The 19,693-nt window shown below is 66.7% G+C and carries 18 protein-coding genes and 1 pseudogene; 9 read left to right on the forward strand and 10 right to left on the reverse strand.

The window, feature by feature from the left end; genetic code table 11:
- Positions 1-91 precede the first annotated feature (91 nt).
- Entirely contained in the window at positions 92-805 is a 714-nt protein-coding gene (locus ABD050_RS08390) for a ParA family protein (RefSeq protein WP_343888822.1), read from the forward strand.
- 28 nt (positions 806-833) lie between these two features.
- Entirely contained in the window at positions 834-1,610 is a 777-nt protein-coding gene (gene aat, locus ABD050_RS08395; RefSeq protein ID WP_343888823.1) for a leucyl/phenylalanyl-tRNA--protein transferase, read from the forward strand.
- A 35-nt stretch (positions 1,611-1,645) separates the two neighbouring features.
- On the opposite strand, the pseudogene ABD050_RS08400 reads toward aat, so the two are convergent.
- The 7 genes and pseudogenes from ABD050_RS08400 to ABD050_RS08430 form a co-directional block, all read right to left on the reverse strand.
- A pseudogene (locus ABD050_RS08400) lies at positions 1,646-2,023 on the reverse strand (DUF2155 domain-containing protein); the annotation flags it as partial.
- 68 nt (positions 2,024-2,091) lie between these two features.
- Entirely contained in the window at positions 2,092-2,484 is a 393-nt protein-coding gene (locus ABD050_RS08405; RefSeq protein WP_343888824.1) for an NADH:ubiquinone oxidoreductase subunit NDUFA12, read from the reverse strand.
- A 113-nt stretch (positions 2,485-2,597) separates the two neighbouring features.
- On the reverse strand, positions 2,598-3,101 hold the full coding sequence (locus ABD050_RS08410; protein ID WP_343888826.1) for a DUF2141 domain-containing protein: 504 nt from the start codon (positions 3,099-3,101) through the stop codon (positions 2,598-2,600).
- A gap of 118 nt (positions 3,102-3,219) precedes the next feature.
- A complete protein-coding gene (locus ABD050_RS08415) occupies positions 3,220-4,230 on the reverse strand; it encodes an alpha/beta hydrolase (RefSeq protein WP_343888827.1) in 1,011 nt (336 codons plus the stop codon).
- A gap of 99 nt (positions 4,231-4,329) precedes the next feature.
- Entirely contained in the window at positions 4,330-4,845 is a 516-nt protein-coding gene (locus tag ABD050_RS08420; RefSeq protein ID WP_343888828.1) for a DUF192 domain-containing protein, read from the reverse strand.
- 8 nt (positions 4,846-4,853) lie between these two features.
- Positions 4,854-5,453 carry a cold-shock protein gene (locus ABD050_RS08425; protein WP_343888829.1) on the reverse strand — a complete coding sequence of 200 codons (600 nt, stop codon included), beginning with the start codon at positions 5,451-5,453 and terminating at the stop codon, positions 4,854-4,856.
- 68 nt (positions 5,454-5,521) lie between these two features.
- Positions 5,522-6,082 (reverse strand): regulatory protein RecX, encoded by a 561-nt coding sequence (locus ABD050_RS08430; RefSeq protein ID WP_343888843.1) that lies wholly within the window; start codon positions 6,080-6,082, stop codon positions 5,522-5,524.
- A 109-nt stretch (positions 6,083-6,191) separates the two neighbouring features.
- Here ABD050_RS08430 and ABD050_RS08435 point away from each other — a divergent pair, with 109 nt between their 5' ends.
- Both ABD050_RS08435 and ABD050_RS08440 read left to right on the forward strand, forming a co-directional pair.
- Complete coding sequence (locus tag ABD050_RS08435) at positions 6,192-7,961, forward strand: fatty acyl-AMP ligase (RefSeq protein ID WP_343888830.1); 1,770 nt, start codon at positions 6,192-6,194, stop codon at positions 7,959-7,961.
- Positions 7,962-8,113: 152 nt separating this feature from the next.
- Positions 8,114-10,471 (forward strand): putative bifunctional diguanylate cyclase/phosphodiesterase, encoded by a 2,358-nt coding sequence (locus ABD050_RS08440; protein WP_343888831.1) that lies wholly within the window; start codon positions 8,114-8,116, stop codon positions 10,469-10,471.
- Positions 10,472-10,659: 188 nt separating this feature from the next.
- Here ABD050_RS08440 and ABD050_RS08445 read toward each other — a convergent pair whose 3' ends face one another.
- Together ABD050_RS08445 and ABD050_RS08450 are read right to left on the reverse strand one after the other, a co-directional pair.
- Positions 10,660-13,071 (reverse strand): PQQ-dependent dehydrogenase, methanol/ethanol family, encoded by a 2,412-nt coding sequence (locus ABD050_RS08445; RefSeq protein ID WP_343888844.1) that lies wholly within the window; start codon positions 13,069-13,071, stop codon positions 10,660-10,662.
- 2 nt (positions 13,072-13,073) lie between these two features.
- Positions 13,074-13,370, reverse strand: a complete 297-nt coding sequence (locus ABD050_RS08450; RefSeq protein ID WP_343888833.1) for a hypothetical protein — start codon at positions 13,368-13,370, stop codon at positions 13,074-13,076.
- A gap of 238 nt (positions 13,371-13,608) precedes the next feature.
- Between ABD050_RS08450 and ABD050_RS08455 the strand changes: the two genes are divergently transcribed.
- The 5 genes from ABD050_RS08455 (at position 13,609) to ABD050_RS08475 (ending at position 18,715) form a co-directional block, all read left to right on the forward strand.
- Positions 13,609-13,887, forward strand: coding sequence for a hypothetical protein (locus tag ABD050_RS08455; RefSeq protein ID WP_343888834.1), 279 nt, complete (start codon positions 13,609-13,611; stop codon positions 13,885-13,887).
- A 106-nt stretch (positions 13,888-13,993) separates the two neighbouring features.
- Positions 13,994-14,644 (forward strand): SRPBCC family protein, encoded by a 651-nt coding sequence (locus ABD050_RS08460; protein ID WP_343888835.1) that lies wholly within the window; start codon positions 13,994-13,996, stop codon positions 14,642-14,644.
- Positions 14,641-15,510 (forward strand): FAD binding domain-containing protein, encoded by an 870-nt coding sequence (locus ABD050_RS08465; RefSeq protein ID WP_343888836.1) that lies wholly within the window; start codon positions 14,641-14,643, stop codon positions 15,508-15,510. Before ABD050_RS08460 ends, ABD050_RS08465 begins: the two co-directional genes overlap by 4 nt.
- Positions 15,507-15,980 (forward strand): (2Fe-2S)-binding protein, encoded by a 474-nt coding sequence (locus ABD050_RS08470; protein WP_343888837.1) that lies wholly within the window; start codon positions 15,507-15,509, stop codon positions 15,978-15,980. Before ABD050_RS08465 ends, ABD050_RS08470 begins: the two co-directional genes overlap by 4 nt.
- On the forward strand, positions 15,977-18,715 hold the full coding sequence (locus tag ABD050_RS08475; protein WP_343888838.1) for a xanthine dehydrogenase family protein molybdopterin-binding subunit: 2,739 nt from the start codon (positions 15,977-15,979) through the stop codon (positions 18,713-18,715). The genes ABD050_RS08470 and ABD050_RS08475 overlap by 4 nt, the downstream gene beginning before the upstream one ends.
- A 53-nt stretch (positions 18,716-18,768) precedes the next feature.
- Here ABD050_RS08475 and ABD050_RS08480 read toward each other — a convergent pair whose 3' ends face one another.
- Positions 18,769-19,173 (reverse strand): PRC-barrel domain-containing protein, encoded by a 405-nt coding sequence (locus tag ABD050_RS08480; protein WP_343888839.1) that lies wholly within the window; start codon positions 19,171-19,173, stop codon positions 18,769-18,771.
- Positions 19,174-19,693 lie beyond the last annotated feature (520 nt).

A 19,693-nucleotide genomic window follows, 5' to 3' on the forward strand; every position in this document is an offset into this window, starting at 1 on the left:
GATCCGCCGGCCGTTTTCATATCTCCAACAGGTTGCCTCGCCCCGCGCTCTCCGGCACGATGCGCCGTCCTCACCAGTGTAAGGAGCGCGCGTGGCCACGATCGCGATCTACAGCCTCAAGGGCGGCGTCGGGAAGACGACGCTGGCGGTCAACCTCGCCTGGTGCTCGGCCACCCTCTCGGCCCGCCGCACCCTGTTATGGGATCTCGATCCCCAGGCCGCGAGCAGCTTCCTCCTGTCGGGCCACAAGTCGAAGGACCAGGCCCAGTCGGTCTTCTCCAAGGATGTCGAGCCGGCCAAGCTCGTCCACCACACCGCCGTCCCGCGCCTCGACCTCATCGCCGCCGACGAGTCGCTCCGCGGCCTCGACCTGCTCTTCCACGAGCTCGACAAGAAGAAGCGCCTGCAGAAGCTCCTCACCGGCCTCGCCAAGCCCTATGACCGCGTCCTGCTCGATTGCCCGCCCGGCCTCACCGAGACGAGCGACCAGGTGATGCGCGCCGCTGACCTGATCGTCGTGCCCGTCATCCCCTCGCCGCTGTCCGAGCGTGCCTATGCCGAGGTCGTCAAGCATCTCGGCGGCAAGTCGCAGGTGCTGCCGGTCCACTCGATGGTCGATCGCCGCCGCAAGCTCCACGCCGAGGCGCTCGCCCGCCACCCGGACTGGCCGGTCATCCCGATGGCGAGCGTGGTCGAGTCAATGGCCGCCCGCCGCGCGCCGGTCGGCGCCTTTGCCGGCAAGTCGCCGGGCGGCCAGGCCTTCGCCCAGCTCTGGCAGGCGATCGAGCGCCGGCTGGCGAAATGAGCGGGCGCCACAGGAGGATGGGAGGGCCATGAGGATCGGCCCGCTCGAGGATGCAGCCGGCTTCGCGCCGCTCGATCCGCAGCTGGTGCTCGGCGCCTATGCGGTCGGCGTCTTCCCGATGGCCGACTCGCGCGATGCCGGCAGCGTCTATTGGGTCGAGCCCAACGAACGCGCGATCCTCCCGCTCGACCGCTTCCACCTCTCCCACTCGCTGCGCAAGACGCTCGTCTCGGATCGCTTCCGCGTCACCGCCGACACTGCCTTCGAGCAGGTCATCGCGCTCTGCGCCGAGTCAGCCGACGATCGCCCCGATACCTGGATCAACCCCCAGATCGAACGCGCCTCGATCGAGCTCCACCGCCTCGGCTTCGCCCATTCGATCGAGGTGTGGGAGGGCGACCGCCTCGCCGGCGGCCTCTATGGCATCGCGCTCGGCCGCGCCTTCTTCGGCGAGTCGATGGTCAGCCGCGCGCGCGATGCCTCGAAGGTCGCAATGGCCTGGCTGGTGGCGCGGATGAAGGTCGGCGGCTTCACCCTGCTCGACTGCCAGTTCATGACCGATCACCTCGCGTCGCTCGGCGCCGTCGAGATCCCGCGTAGCGCCTATCTCGCGTTGCTGTCGGCCGCGGTCGATGGCGCGGTCGGCGCCGGTGCGTCGGCGGCCGGTGCGGCCGCGTCCGGCGACTTCTTCGCGCTCGATCGTGGCGCCGCGGCGTCATGGCCCTCGCTGCCGCCGCCGACCGCGACTGAATCGGGCCCGCCGACCGGGAAGGTCATCGCGCAGCTCTTGGTCCACACATCATAGACCGGGTGCTGGACGACGTTCAGCGACGGCCGTTCCTTGTACAGCCACCCCGAAAAGACCCGCCGCCAGGTCTTGTCGAGCTGCTGCACGTCCATCTGGACGAAGGCGCCGGTGTAATGCTCCTGCTCCCAGGGCGCGGTCTGCTCGCAAGCGCGCAGCCGGATGATGACATCGCCGACGCGCGTCGCTTCGCCCGGCTTGAGCTTGATCTCGCGGGCGACCCCGTTGCGCTTGTTGAGCAGGCCGAGCACGGCGACGCGCTGCGCCATCGGCGTCGCGCCCTGCGACGGGTCGACGCTGCTCGGCAGGTCGACCGTCACCACGTCGGACGGGGTCGGCTCCTCGTCGAGCGCCGTGTGCGGGGTCGGCTTGGTCGCCGGCGCCTGGTCCTTCTTGCCGCAGCCCGCGGTCATGAGCAGCGCCGCGATCGCTGCGCCACCCAGTAGCCCGCGGATCACGCCCCGTCCGGCGATCGCCGGAATCACCCTTCGGGCACCCAGGCTTCATAGTCGCCCGTCGCGGCGGCACGGCGGCCGCCCTTCTCGAGCGCGCCGGGCGGGCGATAGGCAAGCGCAGTTCCGGTCAGGTTGGGCACCGCCGGCTTCTCCCAGGCGCGCGGCTTGGGCAGCGACCGCTCGGGAATGTCGTCGACCTGGTGGTGCAGCCAGCCGAACCATTCGGGCTCGACCCGGCTGGCATCGTTCGCGCCGGCATAGATCACCCAGCGGCGGGTGATGCCATTGGGGTCGGTCCCGCCCTCATAATAGACATTGCCCAGCCCATCGGCGCCGACGCGCTTCTTGCCGGCTAGGCCGAGAGTGGTGCCGAAGGTGGCGCCGTTCCACCAGGTGAAGATTGTGCCGAGAACGCTCATGCTCAGCCGCTTACAGGGTGGCTGGCGGGCGGGCAACCGGCTCGTGCGTGGGTGGCTGCGCGAACTCCCGATTCAACGCTGACGCCGTTATGGCATTGTCGCGACCCACACCCTCAGGGATATTTGAGCTTCACACTGATCGCCATGTCATTATGCGGAACCGCGATGCGCACCGAGCTGAACGACGGCAGCCCGAAAAAGGTCGAGGCGTTGTTCGAAAAACCATAGGCCTCCTTCGGCAGCCCAAGCATGTTGCGGTCGAACTTCTGGTTGCCGTTGATGTCGTGATAGACGGCGATTGCATAAGTCCCCGGCGCCGGGAGATGGATGCACACCCGCGTCGTGGGCGCGGTGGCGGCGACCCGGCCGACATAGAGCGAGCCGTGCTTGACCAGGAAGCGCTTCGGATCATCGGCATAAAGAGTGACGGCGATCAGCCCCTGGCTCGACCGCACGCCCTGCACCGTGACATAGAGCCGCGTGGCTGAAGGCGTGCCGGTGCACGCGCCCTCCCCGTCCTGCGCTGCCGGCCGCGCGGCGGCGCCCAGGCTCCCGCTCGTGAGCGTCGCCGCCATGGCGATGCCGGCGAGAAAAAGGGTCCGCGATTTCGGTGACACGTACGATGATCCTTCAGGTAACCGGCGCTGTCGGTGGAGGAAGTCCGGCCGGCGCGATCGCCTCTTGTCGGAAAATACGTCGAAATTACGGTTGGGATGCGTTGCGGTTATCAGTGCATCATTTGCGGGGCGCCGCCAGCACCATGGTCGCGATGCCGTCAACCACCGCCGGATCGATCGCGATACTCGCGTCGCGATAGGTCGCGACATTGGCCGCCCTCCCCTCGCCCGCGACCGGCTTCAGGACATGGTTGACGCCGGGGATCGTCACCAGCTTCGCCGAGAGATCGGCGTTCTTCAGGATCGACGCGTCCTCGAGGCTTACCTGGAGATCCAGCGCGCCCTGGAGCACCAGCATCGGCCCTTTCCAGGCAGCGGCGAGCCTGGCCGGATCATAGCTGAACATGTCGATCAGATAGGGCTGCACCTTGGCCGCGAACAGCGCGGCGAGCGCCGGGTGGAGCCCCGCCGGATCGAATGTCCTGCCGGCCTCGAGCGAATCGATCGCCGTCAGCGCCTGATCGAGCACCGGCGCGTTCGCCGGATTCGCCCTGAACTGAGCGCGCATCACATCGGCCGCGCGCCGCCCCATCGCCGAGACGAGCAGCAGCCCGCAGATATCGGGTGCCGACTGCGCCGCGACCAGCGCGACCAGCCCGCCCTCGCTGTGCCCGAGCACCCACACGCAGGGCGCGCCGGTGCGCTTGCGGATCACGCCGATCCAGCTGCGTACGTCGCCGGCATAGTCGGCGATCTTCACCTTGTTCGGGTCAGGCACCGCGGCGCGGCTGCCGAACATGCCGCGCTTGTCGATCCGGACGCTGGCGATGCCCCGCGCCGCGAGCCCGGCCGCCAGCTGCCGGTAGATGCCGCCGCTGACGCCGAGCGGATTGTCGCCGTTGCGATCGGTCGGGCCGGAGCCGGGGATGATGATCACGATCGGCGCGCCGGCGCCACCGCTCGTCATGGTGCCGGCGAGCGGACCTTGCGGTCCCGGCGCCTCGATCGCCACCTCCTCCCCGCGCTCCTGCGCGATCGCTGCCGGGCCGGACATGGCGGTTACCACCGCCGCCAGGCCGACTGCGCCGCGACTCGCCAATCCGGCCCAAGCCAACCCATTGCGATTCATCCCTCTTCTCCGGATCCTCGAAAATGATGATATCATCATTATATCATCATCCCGGCGCGGGCAAGATGCCGCGCCCATGCCCCCGTCCGACGGCGAGGATCAGTTCCTGCCGTGTCCCGCCCAGGCGACCTTGTCGCCCTCCGCGATCCCGAGTTCGGCCGCGCGGCCGCCATTGATCTCGAGCACCGCCGCGATCGGCTCGCCCGACGGGATTCGCGCTTCCGAATAGGGCACCGCATTGTCGGCGATGCGGGCGATCGTGCCGTCGGCGCGGATGAAGATGATGTCGAGCGCGCTCGGCGTGTTCTTCATCCAGAAGGTCGCTTCGCGCGGGGGTCCGCCCTCGGGCGGATAGGGCGCGAAGATCATGCCGCCGTCCTTGGGGATGTCGGTGCGGTACATCAGCCCGCGCTCCTGCTCGGCTGCGGTCTTCGCGACCTCGACGGTGAAATCATGTGCGCCGTTCGCGCTCGTGACGGTCAGCGGGATCGTCTTCGCTGCCTCCCTGGCGAGAGAAGCGTCAGTCTTGCCCCCGGTGTAGACGCTGTAGCCGGTATAGCCGGCGCCAGCGAGCGCGATGACCGCAAGTGCGGCCGCGAGACCCTTCGACAGCATGACGGAATTCAGCCTTCCTCTTCGACCACCACCGCGAGCGGCCCCTTGCGGCCCTCGACGATGCGCGCCCGCAACGGCTGATCGGGCTCAACCTCCGCGATACCGGCACGCCGCAGCGTTTCCATATGGATGAATATATCGGCTGAATCGGCATCGCGCACCAGGAATCCATAGCCCTTGAGGCGGTTGAACCATTTGACCGTCACCGGCTCGAACGGACCCGCACCCTCGACCAGCGCAGCAGGATCGATCCGGTCGCTACCCGAGCGGTGCCGCGCCTCGGGCTCGATCGCGTCGCTCAGGTCGATCGACAGGATCTCGCACGCCTGCATCCCCCGCGTGCGCTTGACCGCAAGACACTCGACCCGGGCGCCTTCAGGCAGGCTGCGCCGGCCATGCGGCTGGAGAATCGAGAAGTGGACGAGGATATCGCCGACCTCGGGATCGTCACCGACGAGGAAGCCGAACCCGCGCGTGACGTCGAACCATTTGAGCGTGCCGGACACGAGGCGCGCGCCGGATTCAGCCGATTCCCCGGCTGCAGCGAGATCGGACGCCCCCTCGTCCCATGTCCGGCCATCAAATGCCGGTCGCGGATCGTTACGCATAACCAACAAGTCCCCCGGGTGGCATGGTAGCACGGCTTCGCGCCTAGGACAAAAGCGACTTGCACCGATTATCGCTCGAATTGGTCCCAATCCTCACCGGGATCCTCGCCGGGCGCCATCGCCGCGATCCGACGGGCGAGCCCGAAATCATGGCCGCCCCGAATCATCGCCGCGATCTGCTTCTCGCGCCCTGGCCGATCCGGCGCGACATCGGCGAATGGGCCGATCCGGCGCTTCCGGGCGAAGGTCAGCGCTGCCTCGAACGCCCGCGCCTCGATTGCCGGCGCGAGGGCCTCGGCATCCTCGGCGCCGATCCCCACCTGATGGAAGACCCCGGTCACCCGCCTTTTGCCGAGCCCCCGGCGCGCCATGGCGCTCGCCCGCGCCTCGCCAAAGGCGCGATCATCGATATAGCCAAGCTCGGCCATCCGCTCGGCAAGGTCGGTCGGATCGGCGGCATCGCCCTCCCAGCCCCGCTCGCGGACCTTACGCCGCAGATACGTCACCAACCGAGCGCGGGTCGTCGCGAAGCGCTCGACATAGCGCAGCGCAAGCCGCTCGAGCGACGATTGATCGAGCGGCGGCGGTGGGCGCCGGTCGCGGCTGGGCCGGGTGGAGGGCATGGCCATCATTGTGCCACACTCGGAACGGATTTTGAACGCTTGCAAGCGGCAGAGATGCAGGCTTCATACGAAGCGGGCTTTGGGGAAAGCCCGCTATCAAGGGCGCAAGAAGAAGATGGGAAGTGACGTTCTGGAATCGGGAGGGCTGCTGGCCGACAGGGTCGTGCCCACCGCGACGGCAACCGGCGATGATCTCGCCCGTCGTTTCGCTGATTTCGAGACATTGGGCGAAGCCCTGGATTATGCGGCGAGCGGCGCTCGTGGCCTGAATTTCCACGACGCACGCGGTGCGCTGGTGCGCCCCTATCCCTTCAGCGAGCTGCGCGAGGATGCGCTGGCCATGGCCTATCGCCTGGTCGCGGCGGGCGTGAAGCCCGAAGACCGGATCGCGCTCGTCGCCGAGACAAGCGCTGAATTCGCGAGCCTGTTCTTCGGCGTGATCTATGCCGGCGCCTGGCCGGTGCCGTTGCCGCTGCCGACCTCGTTCGGCGGCCGCGATTCCTATATCGAGCAGCTTCGCGTCCAGCTCGGCAGCTGCGACCCGACGATGCTGATCTATCCGCCCGAGCTCGCCCAGATGGCGGGCGAGGCGGCGCGGATCGTCGGGACGGCGGGCCTTGCCTGGGACGAACTGATCGCACGCCCCGCCGCCAGGGTCGCCCTGCCCACGGCCAAGGGCAGCGACATCGCCTATCTGCAATATTCGAGCGGCTCGACTCGCTTCCCGCACGGCGTCGCGATCACCCACCACGCGCTGCTCAACAATCTCGCCGCGCATGGCCATGGCATGAAGCTTCAGCCGAGCGACCGCTGCGTCTCCTGGCTCCCCTGGTATCACGACATGGGGCTGGTCGGCTGCTTCCTGTCGCCGGTCGCGAACCAGGTCTCGACCGACTATCTCAAGACCGAGGATTTCGCGCGGCGCCCGCTCGCCTGGCTCGATATGATCAGCCGCAACCAGGGCACCACCCTCTCCTATTCGCCCACCTTCGGCTATGATATCTGCGCGCGCCGCATGTCGAGCCAGACCAAGGCGAGCGACCGCTTCGACCTGTCGCGCTGGCGCGTCGCCGGCAACGGCGCCGACATGATCCGTCCCGATGTGATGCAGAATTTCGTCGACGCCTTTGCCGACGCCGGCTTCAAGGCGACTGCCTTCCTGCCGAGCTACGGGCTCGCCGAAGCGACGCTTGCGGTGTCGATCATGCCGCCGGGCGAGGGCATCCGAGTCGAGCTGGTCGAGGAAACGCAGCTCTCGGGCGTCGCCGCCGGGCGCGACCGCCCGCAGCGCTACCGCGCGATCGTCAATTGCGGCAAGCCGGTACGCGACATGAAGGTCGAGATTCGCGAGGAAGACGGCACGCCACTGCCTGAACGCGCGATCGGCAAGCTGTGGTGCTCGGGCCCCTCGGTGATGGTCGGCTATTTCCGCGATCCCGATGCAACCGCCGCCTGCATGGTCGATGGCTGGCTCGATACCGGCGACATGGGATATCTGTCGGACGGCTATGTCTATATCGTCGGCCGGGCGAAGGACATGATCATCATCAACGGCCGCAATCACTGGCCGCAGGATATAGAATGGGCGGTCGAGCAGCTGCCCGGCTTCAAGGCCGGCGACATCGCCGCCTTCGCGATCACCACGCCCGGCGGCGAGGAAACACCTGCCGTACTGGTCCAGTGCCGCAGCTCCGACGACGCCGAGCGGGTGCGGCTGCGCGAGGAGATCCGCGAGCGCGTCCGGTCGGTCACGGGCATGAACTGCGTGATCGAACTGATCCCGCCGCGCACCCTGCCCCGCACCAGCTCGGGCAAGCTCAGCCGCGCCAAGGCCCGCAACCTCTATCTCAACGGCGAGATCAAGCCTTACGACATCGCGGCCTAGGACGGCCGGCGGCGGACGATTCGCCTGAGATTGGCTCTTCCCTCTTGAAAAGAGGGTTTCTGGCTCGCCGAAGCCGAAATCCGCTAAAAAAGGCAGCTGAATCCGGTCTGCGCCTAACCATCCGCTAACCAACGGCGGGTTATTGCCGGGATGTGAGCATCGAACCATCCTCCCAATTCGCCAAGCCACGACTTGACGTGCGCGCGCTTCTCGGCCTGTACGATCCGGCCGATACGACTGATTGGGCGCCGATCCGCGCGGCACAGCTCAACGCCGGGGGGCAGCTCGCCTTGTTCCTGCTCGGCGCCAATGTCGTCGGCGCAATGCTCGTTGCCCTGGTGCTTGAGCCCGTCGCGCCGCTCTGGGCGCTGGCGAGCTGGGGTTCGGTCGTCGCGGCTGTGGCCGCCAGCATCACCTTCCGTCGGCTTGCCGCGCGCCAGCGCACCGCGCAGACCGCAACATTGCGCGATGTCCGCGATACGGTGCTCGAAGGGATCGCACTTGCCGCGGTCTGGTCGGTGCCGCCACTTGCCTTCGGGATCAGAAGCGATGTGACCATTGCCTTTGGCTTGTGGATCATCGTCTCGCTGCTGATGACCGCCTCGGCGGTCGCGATGGCGGCGCTGCCGCTCGCGACCCTCGTGTTCCTCGGAATCCTCGGGTCGGCGGTCAGCATCATGCTGTTCTTCGTCGGCGGCCCGTTGATGGCCTCGACTGCGCTGCTGTTCACCACCTTGCTGATGATCGGCTGCTTCATGCGCGGCAAGGCGCTGGTCGTGATTCGCGCCGGCGAGATCGCGCTCTCGGAACGCGACGAGACGGTCAGCCTGCTGCTTCGCGAATTCGAGGATCACAGCGCCGACTGGCTGTGGGAAACCGACGCAAACCGGCGAATCGTCCGCGCCTCGCCGCGCTTCGCGCATTCAGTCGGGCTCGATCCGCTTGCGGTAAACGGCATGCCCTTCCTCCAGGTGCTCGCCGGCCCGACCTGGGAGGCCGGCAATTTCTCCGCTGCGCTGCGCACGCTGGCCGCCAAGCTGAAGAGCCGCGAGGGCTTTCGCGACCTGCTCCTGCCCGTCGAGGTGAACGGCAAGGAACATTGGTGGGAAATCGCCGCCAACCCTCGTTTCGACGAGCGCGGCGTGTTTGTCGGCTTTCGCGGCGTCGGCTCCGACGTGACCGAACAGCGCGTCTCGGCCGACAAGATCAACCGCATGGCGCGCTACGATACATTGACCGGCCTGCCCAACCGCCTGCTGATCAACGAGGCGCTCGCCCAGGCAATGGTCGATGCCGATAAATGGGGAAGCCGCTGCGCCTTCATGATGATCGATCTCGATCGCTTCAAGGCAGTCAACGACACCCTCGGGCACCAGATCGGCGACCGGCTGCTCGGCCGGGTTTCGGAACGGCTCGGCCAGTTGATGACTGACAATGAAGTGATCGGCCGGCTCGGCGGGGACGAGTTCGCTGTCGTGATACGCGACGCGAGCGACACCGCGCGAGTCGAGAAGCTGGCGCAGACGATCATCGATGCGCTGTCGCATCCCTATGATCTCGATCAGCATACCCTCTATGTCGGGGCAAGCGTCGGCGTCGCGACGGGGCCGCGCGACGGGCGCACTGCCGAGATGCTGATCCGCTCGGCTGATCTGGCGCTTTACCGTTCGAAGGATGCGGGCGGCGGCACCTTCCGCAGCTACGAGCCACAGCTCCATGTCGATGCCGAGGAGCGCCGCGTGCTCGAGATGGCTCTGCGCAAAGCGGTGCAGAACAACGAGATGCACCTGCACTATCAGCCGGTCGTCTCGGCCGACACCGGCGACCTGACCGGTTTCGAGGCGCTGCTGCGCTGGACCCACCCGGTCCTCGGCAATATTTCGCCGGTCAAGTTCATCCCCCTGGCAGAGGATGCCAGGCTGATCGCGCCGATCGGCGAATGGGTGCTGCGGACTGCCTGTGACGAGGCGGCACGCTGGAGCTCGCCGGTTCGTGTGGCGGTCAATGTTTCCCCGGATCAGCTTCACAATCCGGCCTTCGTCTCGGTCGTCGCCTCGGCGCTGGCGAACAGCGGCCTGCCGCCCGAACGGCTCGAGCTCGAAGTGACGGAAAGCGTGTTCATGCGTGAAGGCACCGGAGCGACCAAGGTACTCGAGCGAATCCTCGATCTCGGCGTCCGGCTCAGCCTCGACGATTTCGGCACCGGCTATTCCTCACTCGGCTATCTCAGCCGGACACGCTTCTCGTCGATCAAGATCGACCGCAGCTTCGTGCAGGGTGCGTCCAAGGGCGTGCCAGAAGCGATCGCGATCATCCGCGCCGTCGTCGCGCTGGCGCAGAGCCTTGGCATGGCGACGACCGCCGAGGGAGTCGAGACCGAGGAGGAACACCGCATGGTCCAGGATCTCGGCTGTACCAAGGTCCAGGGCTATTATTTCGGCCGGCCATTGCCGGTCGAGGAGGCGCGCGCGATCGCAAACCGCAACTGGAACAAGGCGGCAGCGGCATAGCGTCTTGCCCGTTGGCGCCCGGCACGGATACTCTCCTGGTGGCTGCCGCGGCGGCACGAAGATGAGATTGGACAGGCGGCCGCGATGCTCGAACCTGATAATGATACCGCTGACGACACGCTAAAATCGCTTTCCGGTCGGCCGGAACACCGTCGGTCTCCTCGCTGAAACCATAGGCGCCGCGCATCCTATTTTTTTCGCACCCCCGTCACCGGGAACGTCCCGAACACGCTCTTCACTGTGCCCGAGAAGCTCGTGTCGCTCTGTAGCGTCACCTCGAAACTCAGGGTAACGGGAAAGGGAATATAGGCCTTGCCCGACCATGTCGCGCGCGTGCCACTTACACTCCCCGTCACGTCGAGCGAGCCTTGCGGGGACGATTGCTTGCCGGAGATCGCGTTGCCCTGCACCGCATAGACACCGATAGCCGGCTGCTTGCCGGTGGGGGAATCGATCACCACCTCCCAGGTGCCGGCGAAAGTCGCGTTCGCTGACGGACCCTTTGTCGGCGCGACCTTTGCCGCCTCGGCCTCGTCAGTGAGTTGCCGCCCTCGGGCGCGCAGATATTGGCGGATCGCCTCGATGTCGGAATTGGACAGGTCCGGGAAGGCCGGCATGCCGGAGTTGACCAGCGCGCCGTCCTTCAGCACCTTACGGAAGCCGTCAGCATTGCTCGGATAGGGCGACCCGCGCAGGTCGGGTGCCGATCCGCCGCCGACCGCGTTCCAGCCGTGGCACACTAGGCAGCCCTTCATTCCGAACGCGACCGCGCCCTTGGTTTCGAGCGCCGGGTCGCGCTTGTAGCCCGGATCATCGGGCGCCTTGAGCGGCTCGGCTGTGTCCCTGGGGAGCTGATCCTTGCCGTCGAGAGCAAAGGTCAGCACCCGGCGCGGCATGCGGTAATCGGTACGGTAATTGGCATTGCCGCTCGAGAAGATGCCGCCGCCCGAAGCGCCGCTGCCGGTGATCACCGTGACATATTGCTTGCTGCCGACACGGTAGGTGATCGGCGGTGCCACGACCGGCGCGCCCGTGGCAAAGCTCCACAATTGCTTGCCGTCGCGCGCGTCATAGGCGACGAGCTGGCCGTCGATTCGACCCTGGAAGACGAGGTTCCCCGCCGTCGCCATCGTGCCGCCCGGCCAGTTGCCCGGCAGCTCGACGCGCCACTTTTCGGTCTGCGTCACCGGATCCCAGGCCTTGAGGAAGCTCTTGTGTGCGCCCTCGAGCTCGGGGTCGGGCAACACATTTACCGCCATGCCGCCGATCTTGGGCTGCTTGCCGAAATCGACACCCTCGTCGCCGATATAGGCGGCGCCCTCGATCACCGGGATATAGACCAGGCCCGTGCGTGGGCTGAAGGATTGCGGCAGCCAGCTATGCGCGCCGCGCACACCCGGCCACAGTTCGAACAGCCCCGGCTTGCCGTGATAGCGGATGCCGGGATTCTCCACCGGCCGGCCTGTCTTGATATCGATGCTGCTCGCCCAGGTGACCTTGTCGGCAAAGGGCTTGGCCGAGAGCAGTTCGCCGGTCGCGCGGTCGAGCACGTAGAGAAAGCCGTTCTTGGGCGCCTGAATCAACACCTTGCGCGGCTTGCCGTCGATGGTGAGCGTCGCGAGACTCATGTCTTGCGTCGCGTTGCAATCCCACTGCTCGCCGGGGCACACCTGATAGTGCCAGGCATATTTGCCGGTTTCGGCGTGCACCGCCACGATCGAGGCGAGGAACAAATTGTCGCCGCCGCCCGGGCTGCGCAGCGCTTGATTATAGGGGAAGCCGTTGCCGACGCCGATATAGAAGAGCTTGAGGTCCGGATCATAGCTGAAGGCATTCCAGGCGGTTCCGCCGCCGCCCTGCTTCCACCATTCGCCAGTCCAGCTCTTGGCGGCGATCGCGGTGGTCTCATCCTTGTCCACCGCCGGGTTGCCCGGCACCGTATAAAAGCGCCACAGCCGCTTGCCGGTCATCGCGTCATAGGCGGTGACATAACCGCGGATCGCGCTGACATCGGCGCCGCCATGGCCAATGATCAGCTTGCCGCCGAACACGCGCGGCGGGCCGTTGATGTAGCGCAGTTCACCGGGTGCGAACTCGGTCTGGTCCCATGCTACCTTGCCGGTATCGGCATCGAGCGAGACGATATGCCCGTCCTGCGTCGCCAGGAAGACTCGCCCGCCCCAATAGGCGATGCCCTTCGGACCCCAGCCGAGACGCAGATTAAGCCCGGCGCGCTCACGGGTCTTACTGTCATATTCCCACAGCAGCTTGCCGCTCGCCGCGTCGAAGGCGCGGATATAGCTATGGCCCGAGGTGACGAAGACCTTGCCGTCCGCCGCAATCGGGCCGGTCAGCGTGTTCTCGGCCGGCAAGTCGTAGTGCCAGGCGAGGCCCAGCTTTTCGACACTGCCGGTATCGATCTGGTCGAGCGGGCTGTAATGCTGCTCGCCCGGCGTACGCCCGAACGAGGGCCAATTATCGGCATCGACCAGCGCCGTCGGCTCGGGCGGCGCGGCGTCCCTGACGCCGCACGAGACAAGCGTCAGCGCCAGCGTGGCTAAACCAATCGCACGGACGGCACGGACGGCATCTTGCAGCATACTCACAGGAATTTCCTCGTCCGAAAGGTGATACGCTGCGGCGACGCCATGATCGAACGCCGCGCGGACAAATTGCGGTGCCGCGGCCTGGTCCTCGCATCATTCGAGGAACCGACACCCTTGGCCGGCAGACCGATGAAATTGCAGTTCGCCTGGTCGCGATCGCGATCGCCCTGCGCAGCAAAGCCCTCGGCCGGGATGCCGGGGATGACGACCAGTACCGTTCCCTGCCGCGCCGGAGATTCGCCGACATAAGGAGATTTTTGGAGAAACAGCCCCGTCGGTGCATGGCGCGACATGAATCAGTCCTTCGCCCGCGTGGACATTCGTGACGCCGATATGCCCCACGCCTTGCGGCTGGCGGACCCAAGCGGCGTGGCGAAGGTCAGCACTATAAACCGCATGGCACCCCCCCGAGCACTTATGATCTACATTCGCTCATAAGTCCCGCGACGATCCAAGTCAAAGAGGCATTTTTTGCTGTTGACCGAAGTGTCCAAGCATTTATGATACACTGTGTATCAATTTGGAGAGGGTATGTCGGCCACCGCAGCTTGTGCATGCCTCATCGCGCGCGACATCCGCGGCGCCAGCATCGATCCCGGAGCGATGGGTGAATGCCCCTATGCGATCGATCACGATCGGTCGCGCTGCGCAAATGGCAACGGCTCGTTCCCGAGCTTCGGCGACGGCAACCATAGGTGTCCGGGCTGGCGGGGGGCGCTGCATGAGACGCGCGTCTTCGTCGATGCGCTGATGCGCATGCCGGCATTCAGCTGGAGCGTGCGCTTGATCTCGGCTGGCGCGCGCCGTTGATGAGCTATGACAATGCTGTCGCGCCGGCTGACATGGCTTGCCTGCGGCAATGCGGCGGAGCAGGTTGCGAGCCACTACATATCATAAAGTCGGGAGGAATGAGGCGATGCAATTGGTCGGGGAGCAGCGGATCGCCGCGTCGCGCCAGCGGGTGTGGGAGGCGCTCAACGATCCCGCCGTTCTGCGCGCCGCCATTCCCGGTTGTCAGTCGCTCGAAAAGCAAGGCGAGGATCGCTTCAAGGCCACGGTCGAAATCAAGATCGGTCCGATCGGCGCGCGCTTCAACGGGTCGGTCAAACTCGCCAACCTTGATCCGCCCAACGGCTACACGCTGTCGGGCGAGGGCAATGGCGGCATCGCCGGCATGGCCAAGGGCAACGCCAAGGTGAAGCTGGCCGAAACCGGCGACGGCACGCTCCTGTCCTATACAGTCGACGCCGAAGTTGGCGGGCGGCTGGCGCAGCTCGGCGGACCGATCATCGATGCGACGGCGAAGCAGCTCGCGGGCAGGTTCTTCGCCAGGTTCGGCGACATCGTCGAGGGCCGCCCGACGCCGGCACTGGCGGCTGCAGTTCCCACCCCCGCTGCGGTCCCGCAGGCTATGCGCACGGGCGGCGCGGGGTTCCCGGTCGCCTGGGTGCTGGCGGTGGCGCTGGCAGCTGTGCTCGGCTTCGTCGCGGGCCAGAAGACTGCCGGACCGGTCGTGGTGCTCGACCGCGACCTGCTGACGCGCATCGCCGCCGAGCCAGCCCGATGAAGCCCGCCCCGTTCGACTATGTCGCACCCGAGAGCATCGAGGAAGCCTGCGCCGTTCTCGCCGAAGCCGGCGGCGGCGCGACCATTCTGGCGGGTGGCCAGACGCTGATGCCGTTGCTCGCTCTCCGCATGAGCCAGCCCTTCATCCTGGTCGATCTCGGTCGCGTTGCCGCGCTGAGAGGCGTGACGCGCGCCGTCGGCGCCACCCGCATCGGCCCGATGCTGCGCCAGAGCGATGCGATCACCGATGCCACGATTGCCAGCCACCTGCCGGTGCTGGCCACCGTCGTCGCCCATATCGGCCACCACCAAACCCGCAACCGCGGCACCGTCGGCGGTTCGATCGCATTCGGCGAGCCCGCGGCCGAGCTGCCGGCGATGGCGGTGGCACTCGACGCGTCTCTCGAGGTTTGCTCGGTGCGCGGCACGCGCCGGATCGGCGCGGGCCAATTCTATTTAGGGCCCTATGCCACCGCGCTCGAGCCCGAAGAGATCGTAACCGGCATCGAGATTCCCGACTGGGACGAGGGCACGATCCCGATTTTCCGCGAGCTCGCCCGGAGGCCAGGCGACTTCGCCCTGATTGGGCTTGTCGGCACGGTCACCGTGGCGGAGGGCAAGGTCGCGCGCGCGCGGCTGGCCTGGTTCGGCATGGGCCCGACTCCGATGCGCGCGCTACGAGCCGAGGCGGCGCTTGCCGGCGCCGACCTTGCCGGGCTCGACGTGCGCGGCATCGCCGATCTCGCGGTCGCCGATACCGATCCATTCGACGATCATCATACCAGCGCCGAATATCGCCGCACGGTCGGCCGCAGCCTGTTCGCCCGCACTCTTGGCGAGGCGCTAGCCCTGAAGGCGGCGGCATGAGCGCGCACCGCATCGACTTGATCGTCAATGGCCGTGGCTATGCCGCGACGGTTGAGGCGCGGCTCAACCTCGCCGATTTTCTACGCGAAGAGGCTGGCTATACCGGTGTGCATGTCGGCTGCGAGCACGGGGTCTGCGGGGCATGCACCGTGCTGATCGATGGCGCCGCGGTCCGCGCCTGCCTGATGCTGGCGGTGCAAGCAGACGGTGCCAGGGTCACCACCGTCGAGGGCCTCGCCGCGAGCGACGGCACGCTCCACCCTGTCCAACAGGCGCTGCGCGACACGCACGGACTGCAATGCGGCTTCTGCACGCCGGGCATCGCTATGACGCTCGCGGCGCTTACCGCGGGGCCGGAGCGGCCCGACGCCGATACGCTGATCGACGCGTTGTCCGGCCATGTCTGCCGCTGCACCGGCTACCAGGGCATCCGCGCCGCCGCGCGCCGGCTGGCAGGAGAGGAGGCATGAACCCTCCGGGAATCGGCGCCGCCCGCTTCGTCGGCCAGCGTGTCGCGCGCAAGGAAGATGCGCGACTGCTCACCGGCCGCGGCCAATATGTCGACGACGTGGTGCTGCCCGGCATGCTGCATGCCGCCTTCGTCCGCAGCCCCGTCGCGCGCGGGCGGATCCGCTCGATAGACCTGTCGATGGCGCGTGAGATGCCCGGCGTCCACGCCGTGCTCCTCTCCGAAGACCTCGCGCATTTCGGCGTGACGCTGCTCAGCTTCTATTTCTCCTCGCCCGAGATCGCCATCCCGCTGCTTGCCACAGGGCGCGTCGCCCATGTCGGCGATCCGGTGGCGTTGGTCGTGGCGCAGAACCGCTATCTCGCGGAGGATGCCGCCGCGCTGGTGACGGTCGACTATGATGAGGAGCCGGCGGTGATCACCCTTGCCGACGCCAAGACCGGCCCGCGCGTCCATCCCGATTCCGACTCCAACGTCGCCGCCGCCATGGGCGAGGAGGACGACGAGGAACTCGAGGAAATCCTCGCCGCCGCGCCGCATCTTGTTACGCAGGAGGTCTTCCATCAGCGTCTGGCCCAGTCGCCGATGGAGACGCGCGGCGTCGTCGCCTCGCCCGAAGGCGCCGAGGAGCTGACCGTCCATATCTCGTGCCAAAGCCCCCACCTCGTCGCGCGCTATATCTCCCAGGCGTTCGGCTTGCCGCAGATGAGCATCCGCGTGCTGGCCAGGGATGTCGGCGGCTCGTTCGGCCTCAAGGTCCAGCCCTGGCGCGAGGAGCTGGCCGTCATCGCCGCCGCGTTGCTGTTGCGGCGGCCCGTGAAATGGATTGAGGACCGGCTCGAGAACCTCACCGCCGCCAATCAGGCGCGCGAGCAACAGATTACGCTCCGCGCCGCCTTCGACGCCCAAGGCGGGCTGATCGCCTCGCATTCCGATTACGACATGAACAACGGCGCCTATCCGCACGGTGCCGACTGCAACATCGCGGTGCAGATGTTCATGTGGGCGGCCTACAAGATGCCGCGCTTCGGCTTCCATACCAAGGGCTGGTTCACCAATACCGCCGGCCTTGCCGCCTATCGCGGGCCTTGGGGCATGGAAAGCTTGGCGCGCGAGACCCTGCTTGACAAGGCCGCAAGGCAGATCGGGATCGACCCGATCGAGATCCGCCGCCGCAACCTGGTCCACCTCGCCGACCAGCCCTGCACGACGGCGCTCGGCGTCCAGCTCGACGACATCACCCCGGTGGAATGCCTCGACAAGTTGCTCCAAACGTTGGACGTCGCCGCCTTCCGCAAGGAGCAGACGGCGGCGCGCGCGCAGGGCCGTTATATCGGCCTGGGCATCGCCACCTATATCGAGCCGACCGCTGCGACCGGCAGCATCGGCGTGATGACCGGCGAGACCGCGCAGATCAGGATAGAGCCGACCGGCAAGGTCACCGCGATGCTCAGCACCCATTCGCAGGGCCACGGCACCCAGACGACGATGGCGCAGGTGATCGCCGATCAGCTCGGCGTCGCCTATGAGGATGTCGCCGTGTTCGAGGGCGACAGCGCCCGCGGCGCCTTCGGCCCCGGCGCTTCGGGCAGCCGTCAGGGCGTGGCGGGCGGCGGTGCCTCGATGAAAGCCGCGGCGCTGCTTGCCGACAAGGTGCGCCGGGTCTCCGCCCATCTGCTCAACGCACAGCCCGACGACGTGCGGATCGAGGCCGGCATGATCCATGTCGCGGGCGCCGAAGAGATGAGCAGAAGCCTCCGCCAGATCGCCGAAATCGCCTATGGCGAGCCCGACCGGCTGCCGCCCGGCATGGAGGCGGGGCTCGAAGCGCAATATCGCTATACCCCGCCGCCGGTCACCTTCACCAGCGCCGCGCATGCCTGCATCGTCGAGGTCGATGCCGAGACCGGCTTCGTCACGATCCGGCGCTGGATCTCCAGCGAGGATTGCGGGAACATCATCAATCCCGCGGTGGTGGAGGGCCAGATCGCGGGGGGGCTCGCCCAGGCGATCGGCGCGGTGCTGCTCGAGGAGATCGGGTACGACGCGCGCGGCAACCCGACCGCTGTCACCTACAAGGACTATCTCCTTCCCGCGATAGGCGACGTGCCCGATGTCGAATATGTCCATGCCTGCACCCCTTCCCAGTCCGAAGGCGGCTTCCGCGGCGTCGGCGAAGGCGGCGCGATCATCGGCCCGCCGACCCTGGTCAACGCCATCGCCGACGCGCTGGCGCCGTTCGGCGAGGTGCCGGTCACGCTGCCGCTGTCACCCGCGCGGCTGCTGGAGCTCATCAAGGGCCGACCGATCGCCCGTCACGCCGAGCCCCACGCGCCCGACCCCGAAACTGCTCGGGAATCATTCGACGGGATGCCCCCGGTCGGCGACACGACGCTCCCCGGCACGGAGAGCACGCGCGACAACGACGCCGCAGCCGCCCAGACAGTGGTCGACGGCCGCTGGAAGATGGTGCTTTCCACACCGGTCGGGCCCCAGGAGTTCACCGGCCATTTCGTGACCGACGGTGCGGTGCTGACCGGCACGCTCTACAGCACGATGGACCCCCAGGATTTCACCGGCACCGTCGCAGACGGCAACGCCAAATTCGATCTCAAGGTCACTAAGCCGCTCCCGCTCACGCTCAAATACGATGTGCAGATCAACGGCGACAAGCTGACCGGCAAGGTCAAGATGGGCTTCTTTGGCACCGCCAAACTGGTGGGAGAGAGATTATAAGCGGGTTGAGGAAGCGCGGCGGCAGCGTTGGACCCGGCTCTTTCGCGCCTTTCCTATGGAATGATTCCATAGCCGCCTTCGTAATAGCCGAGGATCCGTGTGCCATAGACCTCCCGGCTGGGGCCGCCGAGCGCCTCGAGTTCGAGCCGGTCATAATTGGGCGCATCTTTCAATATGGCCTTGTCCAGCGTGACAACATAGCCGCCGCGTCCGGGGTCATATTCCAGTAGCGACCAGGGCAAGGGATGGAATTTCTCGCCGATGCCGAGGAAGCCGCCAAACGACATGATTGCATAAACCACCTCGCCGCTGACCCGTGCGATCGACAGGTCGTCGACATGGCCGATTCGTTCCCCCGCCCTATCGAACACCGGCGTGCCGTTGACGCGGCTCGAAAGGATGAGCGTGTGATCCGACCGGACCGGCTGGTCGATCAGTTCTTCCGATGTCTCGTTCATGATCAATACTCCCGCAGGACCGGCGCGAGGCAATCAGGACAGTTCGCCGGGACGAAGTAGCGGTTTAAAACGCTTGGACCTGAGCGTCCGTTCCAGTGCCGGCCTCGGACTGGACCGGCCGGTGGTGCGCTGACACCATCAGAGACAGTGATATCGTACCGCCGATCGCGCCGAACATGATGTCCAGTAAGCTTGGGGTCGTGGTAACGTGATCGGCTGGAGATAGCTACTGGATAGATCGGTTGCTCGCGTCGGCCGTTGCGGAGGTCGATGTGCGGATCCACCTCTCCGGCTGGCGCGGGCGGTTTCCGAAACCCGGCCAGACTGACTGGTTCGGTACGGATCGGCCGGTGAGCGTTACATGCGGGACGACTGACCGTCCCGATCGAAATGCGCGGATGTCGCGCGGGCAAGACGTACGCTGAGGCGGCAATGGCAAGGTCCGGCGAAGCGCGGGACTGTCAGGATTTCCGTGTGTGGGCGGACGGTTGAACATTACGCCGCCATGGCCCTGATGAAG

This window comes from Sphingomonas oligophenolica, from assembly GCF_039522915.1.
Taxonomy (GTDB): domain Bacteria; phylum Pseudomonadota; class Alphaproteobacteria; order Sphingomonadales; family Sphingomonadaceae; genus Sphingomonas; species Sphingomonas oligophenolica.

Excerpts from the sequence above, each read along its gene's own strand:
- aat (WP_343888823.1), top strand. The coding sequence starts at position 834 with ATGAGGATCGGCCCGCTCGAGGATGCAGCCGGCTTCGCGCCGCTCGAT.
- ABD050_RS08405 (WP_343888824.1), bottom strand. The coding sequence starts at position 2,484 with ATGAGCGTTCTCGGCACAATCTTCACCTGGTGGAACGGCGCCACCTTC.
- ABD050_RS08415 (WP_343888827.1), bottom strand. The coding sequence starts at position 4,230 with ATGAATCGCAATGGGTTGGCTTGGGCCGGATTGGCGAGTCGCGGCGCA.
- ABD050_RS08420 (WP_343888828.1), bottom strand. The coding sequence starts at position 4,845 with ATGCTGTCGAAGGGTCTCGCGGCCGCACTTGCGGTCATCGCGCTCGCT.
- ABD050_RS08425 (WP_343888829.1), bottom strand. The coding sequence starts at position 5,453 with ATGCGTAACGATCCGCGACCGGCATTTGATGGCCGGACATGGGACGAG.
- ABD050_RS08430 (WP_343888843.1), bottom strand. The coding sequence starts at position 6,082 with ATGGCCATGCCCTCCACCCGGCCCAGCCGCGACCGGCGCCCACCGCCG.
- ABD050_RS08435 (WP_343888830.1), top strand. The coding sequence starts at position 6,192 with ATGGGAAGTGACGTTCTGGAATCGGGAGGGCTGCTGGCCGACAGGGTC.
- ABD050_RS08445 (WP_343888844.1), bottom strand. The coding sequence starts at position 13,071 with ATGCTGCAAGATGCCGTCCGTGCCGTCCGTGCGATTGGTTTAGCCACG.
- ABD050_RS08450 (WP_343888833.1), bottom strand. The coding sequence starts at position 13,370 with ATGTCGCGCCATGCACCGACGGGGCTGTTTCTCCAAAAATCTCCTTAT.
- ABD050_RS08455 (WP_343888834.1), top strand. The coding sequence starts at position 13,609 with ATGTCGGCCACCGCAGCTTGTGCATGCCTCATCGCGCGCGACATCCGC.
- ABD050_RS08460 (WP_343888835.1), top strand. The coding sequence starts at position 13,994 with ATGCAATTGGTCGGGGAGCAGCGGATCGCCGCGTCGCGCCAGCGGGTG.
- ABD050_RS08465 (WP_343888836.1), top strand. The coding sequence starts at position 14,641 with ATGAAGCCCGCCCCGTTCGACTATGTCGCACCCGAGAGCATCGAGGAA.
- ABD050_RS08470 (WP_343888837.1), top strand. The coding sequence starts at position 15,507 with ATGAGCGCGCACCGCATCGACTTGATCGTCAATGGCCGTGGCTATGCC.
- ABD050_RS08475 (WP_343888838.1), top strand. The coding sequence starts at position 15,977 with ATGAACCCTCCGGGAATCGGCGCCGCCCGCTTCGTCGGCCAGCGTGTC.
- ABD050_RS08480 (WP_343888839.1), bottom strand. The coding sequence starts at position 19,173 with ATGAACGAGACATCGGAAGAACTGATCGACCAGCCGGTCCGGTCGGAT.